The organism is Mycobacterium sp., assembly GCF_049281135.1.
Lineage (GTDB): Bacteria > Actinomycetota > Actinomycetes > Mycobacteriales > Mycobacteriaceae > Mycobacterium.
The window spans coordinates 1-8,257 of record NZ_JBAPRN010000665.1 but is presented as its reverse complement, the minus strand read 5'-3'; the positions used below and the strand labels follow the sequence as shown (position 1 = coordinate 8,257).

Here is an 8,257-nt window from a genome sequence, read left to right as displayed (position 1 = left end):
GCGCCAAGCCCCACCCAAGCCGGCATCAGCAAACGACGCGACGAACCAGCTCACGCGGGCATCCGGCATTTGAGGCAACGAATAGCGCCGCGGGCATATTGACATGAGGCAACAGGCAGTGCACTTTCTGCCCACCTCTGAGCGACAACGGCGCGGCTGTCGCTCAGAGGCGGGCACATCGGGGGCCGAACTTCCGTCGAACAACGACCGTCGATCCATGTTGATATCGCTATATGACGATGCTACGGTCGTCGAAAGGCAATTAGCTCACGTGGTACGAGACAACGGGAGGACGTTCGCGATGGTGGTGTCAGGCCTACTCGGAAAAGCAGCCGGGACGGTGGTTACCGGCGTGGTCGGCGTCAGCGCTTACGAACTCCTGCGTAAGGCCCTGGGCAAGGCCCCGCTGCACGACGCCGCGGTCACCGCGACCGAGTGGAGCCTGCGCGGCACGCGGCGGGCCGAGGAAGCAGCCGAGTCTGCCCGGCTGAAACTGGCCGACGTGGTGGCCGAAGCTCGCGAGCGCATCGGTGAGGAGGCGCAGCCTCCCGCCATCGGCGATCACGACCACGATCACGAGCACTGATCCTTCGACATGACCGACTTGTTGGTCGTGTCCGACGCCGCCGGGCGGATGCGGGTCAAGGTGCCGTGGGTGCGTGCGGATTCACGGCGCGCGGTCGCGGTGGAAGAGGCGGTGGACAAGCAGCACGGTGTACGGGCCGTGCACGCCTATCCGCATACCGGCTCCGTCGTGGTCTGGTATTCGCCCAAGCGCTGCGATCGCGCCGAAGTGCTGGCAGCCATCACCTCAGCCGAACACGTTGCCGCCGAACTCATTCCGGCTCGTACCCCAAGGTCCTCGGATATCCGCAATACCGAGGTGCTGCGGATGGTGATCGGCGGCGCGGCGCTGGCCCTGCTCGGGGTGCGCCGCTACGCCTTCAACCGGCCACCGCTGCTGAGCGCGTCGGGCCAACTGGTCGCGACCGGAGCGACGGTGTTCATGGGCTACCCGTTCCTGCGCGGCGCATTGCGCGGCCTGCGGTCTGGGCGCGCGGGCACCGATGCGTTGGTCACCGCAGCGACGGTGGCCAGCCTGGTGCTGCGCGAGAACGTCGTCGCACTCACCGTGCTGTGGCTGCTCAATATCGGTGAATACCTTCAAGATCTGACCCTGCGCCGGACCCGGCGGGCCATCTCGGATCTGTTGCGCGGCACCGCCGACACCGCGTGGATCCGGCTGGACGACGGCAACGAGGTCCAGGTGCCGATCGACACCGTGCAGATCGGCGACGACGTGGTGATCCACGACCACGTCGCGATCCCGGTCGACGGTGACGTGGTCGACGGCGAGGCCGTGGTCGACCAGTCCGCGATCACCGGCGAAAACCTGCCGGTCAGCATCGTCGCCGGGTCGACGGTGCATGCCGGTTCGGTGGTGCTGCGCGGCCGCCTGATCGTTCGCGCACGTGCGGTCGGCAATCAGACCACCATCGGCCGCATCATCTCCCGTGTCGAAGAGGCGCAACACGACCGCGCGCCCATCCAAACCGTCGGCGAGAACTTCTCCCGCCGCTTCGTGCCGATCTCGTTCATCGTCTCGGCAATCACCCTGGCCCTCACCGGCGACGTCCGGCGCGCGATGACGATGCTGCTGATCGCCTGCCCGTGCGCGGTGGGCCTGGCAACCCCGACGGCGATCAGCGCGGCGATCGGCAACGGCGCTCGGCGCGGCATCCTGATCAAGGGCGGGTCGCACCTGGAGCAGGCCGGCCGGGTGGATGCGATCGTCTTCGACAAGACCGGGACGCTCACGGTCGGACGTCCGGTGGTCACGAACATCATTGCGTTGCACGATGATTGGCGACCTGAGCAGGTGCTCGCCTATGCGGCCAGCTCAGAGTTGCACTCTCGCCACCCACTGGCCGAGGCCGTGATCCGCTCGACCGAGGAACGCCGGATCACCATACCGCCGCACGAGGAGTGCGAGGTGCTGGTCGGGCTGGGCATGCGAACCTGGGCCGACGGCCGGACCCTGCTGCTGGGCAGCCCGTCGCTGCTTCGATCGGAGAACGTCGAAGTGTCCCGCGAGGCCGCCGACTGGGTCGACAAGCTGCGCCGCCAGGCCGAAACGCCGCTGCTGCTCGCGGTGGACGACACGCTGGTCGGGCTGATCAGCCTGCGTGACGAGATCCGTTCCGAGGCTCTCGATGTGCTGAAGAAGCTGCGCGCAGGCGGAATCCGCCGAATAGTCATGCTGACCGGCGATCACCCTGACATCGCGAAAGTCGTTGCGGGCGAACTCGATATCGACGAGTGGCGGGCCGAGGTGATGCCCGAGGACAAGCTCGAAGTGGTGCGCCAACTCCAGGACGAGGGCTACATCGTCGGGATGGTCGGCGATGGCATCAACGACGCCCCGGCACTGGCCGCTGCGAACATCGGCATCGCCATGGGACTGGCCGGCACCGACGTCGCGGTCGAGACCGCCGACGTCGCACTGGCCAACGACGACCTCCGGCGGCTACTCGACGTCGGCGACCTGGGCACCCGCGCGGTCGAGGTCATCCGACAGAACTACGGCATGTCGATTGCGGTCAACGCCGCCGGGCTGCTCATCGGCGCCGGCGGCGCACTATCACCCGTGCTCGCGGCGATCCTGCACAACGCCTCGTCCGTCGCCGTCGTCGCGAATAGTTCACGTTTGATTCGGTACCGCTTGGACTGAACGACGCTGCGTGCGGCGTCGGCCTCGTACGATGTGCGCAACCGGCGAAAGGCTCGTCCGGCGAAGGCTTGATCCTTGAAAGTAGGGCAATGTCATCGACCCCGCTCGACCCCGTTGCCAGCGAACGGCTCTCGCATGCCGACAAGGTCTTCACGTCGGACCTGTCCATCAACGAATTCGCACTTCTGCACGGAGCAGGTTTCGAACCGCTCGACCTCGTGATGGGTGTGTCGGTCTACCACGTGGGCTACCAATTCACCGGCATCCGGCAACAATCCGAGCTGCCGGTGCTCACCGAGGCGACATATCGGGCGCGCTGGAACGCGATGGCCCGCATGCAGGCCGAAGCGGACGCGTTGGGCGCCGACGGCGTCGTCGGTGTCCGCCTGGAATGGCGCCAGCACGGCGCTGAATCGGAGCACCTGGAATTCATTGCGGTCGGAACCGCGGTGCGCTACACCCCTAAACCAGGCTCCTTTCGGCGGAGCAACGGGCAGGCTTTTTCCAGCCACTTGAGCGGACAAGACCTGGCCACCCTGCTTCGATCGGGGTGGGCGCCGGTGGCGTTCGTCATGGGCAACTGCGTCTTTCACATTGCCGCGCAAGGCTTTCTGCAGACCCTGCGGCAGATGGGCCGCAACACCGAGATGCCGCAATGGACGCAGGGCAACTACGAAGCACGCGAGTTGGCCATGTCGCGCATGCAGAGCGAGGCCGAGCGCGACGGTGCATCCGGCGTCGTCGGGGTGCATTTCGCCATCCAAAACTACGCCTGGGGCTTCCACACGGTGGAGTTCTACGCCGCCGGAACGGCGGTGCGGCGCAGCGGCACCGCCGAAACCATCTCGCCGTCGTTCGTGCTGGCCATGAACGACTGATGGCGGCTTTCGATGCCGAGCGAGTGAGCCGCACCGTCTCCGACGCGCTGGCCGGACCGGGCGGAATCGGGTTGGTGATCAACGTTTTTGCCGGGCTGCCCGGCGTTGCGCATACCGCTGCCCGTCGGGGCATGTTCAGGTCACAACCCGCACGGCTGCAAATCAGCGATTGGCGCTACGAGGTGACTCCGGATGGCCGGTTGATGGCAGCACACGTGGTCGGCGGCATCGTGATCGGCGAGGACGTCCTGCTGGCAGAGGCGGTGGGGCCGCACCTCGCCCGCTCGCTCGGACAACTGGTCGCCCGCTACGGACCCACCGTCGTCCCGAACATCGAGGCAGCGGTGGACGCGTTGCGCGCCGGCGCGGGGTGAGCAAGGCCACGGTGTGGCGGATCGCCACCCGGCGAGTTCACGAGATGCGACAATGTCGCGCGTAAGGCGATGACGATGTAGGAAGCCGGTGCGAACCCGGCGCGGTCCCGCCACTGTGATCGGGGAGCGAACCTCATTAGCCACGGCCGCGAGCTGGAAGGCGAGGCGAGCAGCGATCCGAGAGCCAGGACACTCGCGTCGTCGCATCCTGCAACCCGGGGCGGTCGACCCCGAGAGAGCTGGCGACCGTCGATGTCACGCCGATTCTGGGTGGTGCTCATGGTGAGCGCGTGGCTGCCGGTCGCCGCCAGCGCCTGCGCCGCGCACCCCGCAGTCAACGGCCTCTCCGACCGTGACTGCATCACCGACTTCCGCCCCGGCACTGACTATTTCCCCGACAAGTCCTCTGTTCTCGACGCCACCAACTTCACCCTCAGCTATCACAAGAGCTACCAGGTGCTGACCGTCAAACAGCCCTATCCGCATGGCCGTCCCGAGTCCTACGTGTTGGTGCGCTGCGGTGCACCCGCACCGGAATTGACCGGCAATCTGGCCGTTGCACAACGGATCACGGTACCTGTCGCAAGCATGTACTCGGCCTCGATCACCCAGCTGGGCATGATCACCGAATTGGACCGCGCCGATGTAGTCACCGGGGTGGCCGACACCGCCGATGTCGTCGACCCGCAACTGCGGGAACGCATCAACGCCGGCAGAACGGTCGGCTACGCGCCTGCCCAGCAGGTCAACGTGGAAGGGGTCGTCGCCGCCCATCCCGACGTGCTGGTGACGTCGGGCATCGACGACCCGGGCTACCCGAAACTGCGTGGCGGCGGCGTCGACGTAATCGCCGACGCCGAATGGCTGGAAGCCACGCCACTGGGCCGCGCCGAATGGGTCAAGGTGCTGGCAGCACTGACCGGAACCGAGAGGAAGGCCGCCGAGGTCTACGGCGAACTGCGTGACAGCTACGCCGCGGTAGCGCGGAAATCCGCCGCGGCGCGAGCCGTCGACGTGCTGCCCGGCACCATGTACCAGGGCAGCTGGTCGATGCCCTCCGGCGGCAGCTACGCCGGCCGACTCATCCGCGACGCGGGCGGCCACTACCCGTGGGCAGTTGACCAGGGCAGCGGCACACAGCAATTGAATTTCGAGTCCGTCTACGCCAAAGCCGGTCAGGCGCCGCTGTGGCTGGTCGACAGCGATTGGAAGAACGTCGGCAACGCGGTGGCCGAGGACAATCGCTACGGCGAGCTCGCGGCGGTGCGCAGCGGCCAGGTCTGGTCGGCAACCAAGGCGATCGGCCCGCAAGGCGGGAACGACTACTGGGAGCGCGGTGCGGCCCGGCCCGATCTGGTGCTGGGCGATCTGTTGGCCATTCTGCATCCGGAGCTGGCGCCCCACCATCAGTTCACCTTCTATCGGCAGGTCGCCAAAGCGTGACGACTATCGCTCCGGCCACTTCAATCCCGTTGCGGCTCAACCGAACTACGGTGGTGCTGACCGGGCTGGCCGTCACTGTCGTAGTGCTGACCATGTTGGGGTTGGTGCTGGGTCCGGTGCGGGTGCCGCTGCTCGACACCGCCCGCGTCCTGGTTGGCGCGCAGCCGTCGGACCCACGCTGGCAGGTGATCGTGCACAGCATGCGGTTGCCCCGGGTGCTGACCGCGATCGCCGCGGGTGCCGGTCTGGGCGTCGCGGGGCTTCAGATGCAGACCCTGTTCCGCAACACCCTCGCCGACCCGTACGTCCTGGGTGTCAGCTCCGGCGCCGGGCTTGGTGTCGCGATGGTGGTGATCGCCACCGGATCCGGCGCCGGCTTTACCGCGGGACTGGCCGGCGGCGGTCGCGTCGGCATGGCAATCGCAGCCGCGGCGGGCGCGACCGCGGTGCTCGCGATTGTCTTGACCCTTGCCCGGTGGGTGCGCTCGGCGGCGACGCTGTTGCTGATCGGCGTGATGGTGGGCGCCGCAAGCAGCGCGGTGGTCGGCGTGTTGCTGGTGTACGCAGATCCGCAGCGCGTCCAGCAGTACCTGCTGTGGGGGCTGGGTAGCTTCGCCGGCACCAGCTGGCAGGACCTGCGGCTGCTACTACCCGTCGTCTCCGTCGGGATAGCCGCGGCCGCGCTGACGGTTCGCGCGCTCAACGCCCTGCTTCTCGGCGAAAGTTATGCCCGCACAATGGGAATCGACGTACGACAGGCGCGGCTGATCACAGTCGTGTCCGCGTCGTTGGTAACGGGTGCGACGACGGCGTTCTGCGGACCCATCGCGTTTCTCGGGCTCGCGGTGCCGCATCTGGCGCGGCTGGCATTGGGCACCTCCGACCATCGCGCGGTGCTGCCAACCACGGTGCTGATGGGGGCGGCCGTGGCATTGGTGTGCGGCATCGCCGGCCAGATGCCGGGCAGCGACGCGGTGCTGCCGGTTAATTCGTTGACCGCTCTGATCGGCGCGCCGATCGTCGTCCTGGTGTTGGTGCGCAAACGCCACGGCGTGGGGATGCAGCGATGAACACGCTGCAATTCTGCGATCTTGCGATCGGCTACCGCCGCCGGCGACGGACAACCACGGTCGCCGCCAACCTCTCCGCGGTCGCGCGGCGCGGCGAGCTCACCGTATTGCTGGGTCCCAACGGCGCTGGGAAGTCGACGCTGATCCGGACCCTGTGCGGATTGCAGCCCGCCCTGAGTGGTCAGGTGCTGCTGGAAGGAACAAACCTGGCTGGTATTGCGGCCGACCGGTTGGCCCGGCGGGTGGCGGCGGTGCTCACCGACCCGGTCGACCCGGGACTGCTGTCAGCCTATGAACTCGCCGCGCTGGGCCGCATCCCCCACCTGGGCGTCACCGGTCGCCTCACCCACGACGATCAGCTCATCATCGAGCAGGCGCTGACTGCCGTCGACGCCCGGCACCTGGCCGCCCGCCCGGCCGCCGACCTGTCCGACGGCGAGCGGCAGCGGGTTCTGATCGCCCGGGCGCTGGCCCAGCAGCCGGAGGTTCTGGTGCTCGACGAACCGACCGCCTTCCTCGACGTGCCGTCGCGCACCGGGCTGGTCCAGATGTTGCGCAATCTTGCGCGCGAGCAGCACCTGACGATCGTCATGTCCACCCACGACCTCGAACTGGCCCTGCAGGAAGCCGATCGGGCGTGGCTGCTCGGCCTTGACGGAATGCTCGTCGACGGGACCCCCGGCGACCTCCTCGGCAGTGGGCAAGTGAACCCTGTATTCGGTTGCGAGGTAACACCTTCAAGCGCACCCACCGACCCGGCGGCAACTACCGCGCTTGCCGAACTCTGCGATGTCAGCCCGTATTTCGCACTGGGCACCGGACCGCTCAATGACGGCTGGCGGCCCGTCAAGCAACTCTATGACGACAGCGCGCTGCTGGCTGAGATCGTCGACCGGGTCAAAGCTCGCATGGACGTCACAGAGCAGCGCGTCGCAGCCTCGACGTTTTTCTTGGGCTTCGCTGCGCGGCTGTGGTCGATCGGTGTGGGCACAGTGGCCGGCTACCGGCTGCTCGTCGATCTTCCGCCCGAACATCTGCTGTTTCGCGAACGCGACGGCCAGGTTGCGTTGCACCTGGAGCATCCCGAGGCTGCACGGCACGATGACCTTCGCTCCGCGCTGGCCGCCATGGTGCTCGACAGGCATCTCGATCCGCTGGCGGTTGCGCTGCGCCGACTCGGCCCGATATCGGAGAAGTTGCTACGGGGCAATTCGGCATCAGCCCTGCTCGGGGCCGCGCTCGTCTTCGATCGCGACCGCGCGACGACGTCAGGATGGCAACTGGCACACAGCATCTGCGCTGACCCACGATTAAGTGCAGCTGTCAATTTTGACGATTCCGGCTACCGTCGGACCAGCTGCTGCTTGTATTACCGCACGCCGCACGGTGGACTTTGCGGAGACTGCGCCTTGAGCAGGGTGCCGGAAAGGGATCGCGTTGACCGAATTTAGCCCTGCAATCCGGAGTACGGAAGACAACGGCCGGGAGCAGGTTTGGCCGCTGCCCACCGATGAGCACAGTCTCCTCGATCTCATCCGGGTGTGTTTTGAGGAGTATTGGGACGAAATATGGTTCGGCGTTCTGGTCGAGGGCGCAGCGTGGGAGGTCGCCGCCCCCAACCCGCCCAAGCGGATCTCGATGTACGACGGGTACGCGACCGTCGACTTCGGCCGCTGGCACTTCCATCTGTGTATCGGTGAGCACCGGGAAAGTGGGCCCGAGCTTGGTCGAATCCGACAGTGTGCACGCGCGGAGTTGTAT

Annotated in this window: 8 protein-coding genes and 1 riboswitch; all 8 genes read left to right on the top strand. The window is 66.9% G+C overall.

Annotation, left to right across the window (positions count from 1 at the left end; genetic code table 11):
* Positions 1–301 precede the first annotated feature (301 nt).
* Positions 302–586: a DUF1490 family protein gene (locus WAN02_RS26715; protein WP_325687385.1), complete on the top strand. Its 285-nt coding sequence runs from the start codon at positions 302–304 to the stop codon at positions 584–586.
* A gap of 9 nt (positions 587–595) precedes the next feature.
* The gene (gene ctpC, locus WAN02_RS26710; RefSeq protein ID WP_422268060.1) at positions 596–2,731 is read left to right on the top strand and encodes a manganese-exporting P-type ATPase CtpC; all 2,136 of its coding nucleotides are present in this window, start codon (positions 596–598) and stop codon (positions 2,729–2,731) included.
* Positions 2,732–2,820: 89 nt separating this feature from the next.
* Positions 2,821–3,609, top strand: a complete 789-nt coding sequence (locus tag WAN02_RS26705) for a heavy metal-binding domain-containing protein (protein WP_422268058.1) — start codon at positions 2,821–2,823, stop codon at positions 3,607–3,609.
* Positions 3,609–3,983, top strand: coding sequence for a DUF5073 family protein (locus tag WAN02_RS26700; RefSeq protein WP_422268056.1), 375 nt, complete (start codon positions 3,609–3,611; stop codon positions 3,981–3,983). Before WAN02_RS26705 ends, WAN02_RS26700 begins: the two co-directional genes overlap by 1 nt.
* A 35-nt stretch (positions 3,984–4,018) precedes the next feature.
* A riboswitch (cobalamin riboswitch) is annotated at positions 4,019–4,198 on the top strand.
* 37 nt (positions 4,199–4,235) lie between these two features.
* Positions 4,236–5,426 carry an ABC transporter substrate-binding protein gene (locus WAN02_RS26695; RefSeq protein WP_422268054.1) on the top strand — a complete coding sequence of 397 codons (1,191 nt, stop codon included), beginning with the start codon at positions 4,236–4,238 and terminating at the stop codon, positions 5,424–5,426.
* Positions 5,423–6,496 (top strand): FecCD family ABC transporter permease, encoded by a 1,074-nt coding sequence (locus WAN02_RS26690; protein WP_422268052.1) that lies wholly within the window; start codon positions 5,423–5,425, stop codon positions 6,494–6,496. The genes WAN02_RS26695 and WAN02_RS26690 overlap by 4 nt, the downstream gene beginning before the upstream one ends.
* Entirely contained in the window at positions 6,493–7,947 is a 1,455-nt protein-coding gene (locus WAN02_RS26685; protein WP_422268050.1) for an ATP-binding cassette domain-containing protein, read from the top strand. The genes WAN02_RS26690 and WAN02_RS26685 overlap by 4 nt, the downstream gene beginning before the upstream one ends.
* Positions 7,934–8,257, top strand: a 324-nt coding sequence (locus tag WAN02_RS26680; protein WP_422268048.1) for a DUF7676 family protein, incomplete at its 3' end; no start/stop codon positions are given. The genes WAN02_RS26685 and WAN02_RS26680, both read left to right, overlap by 14 nt.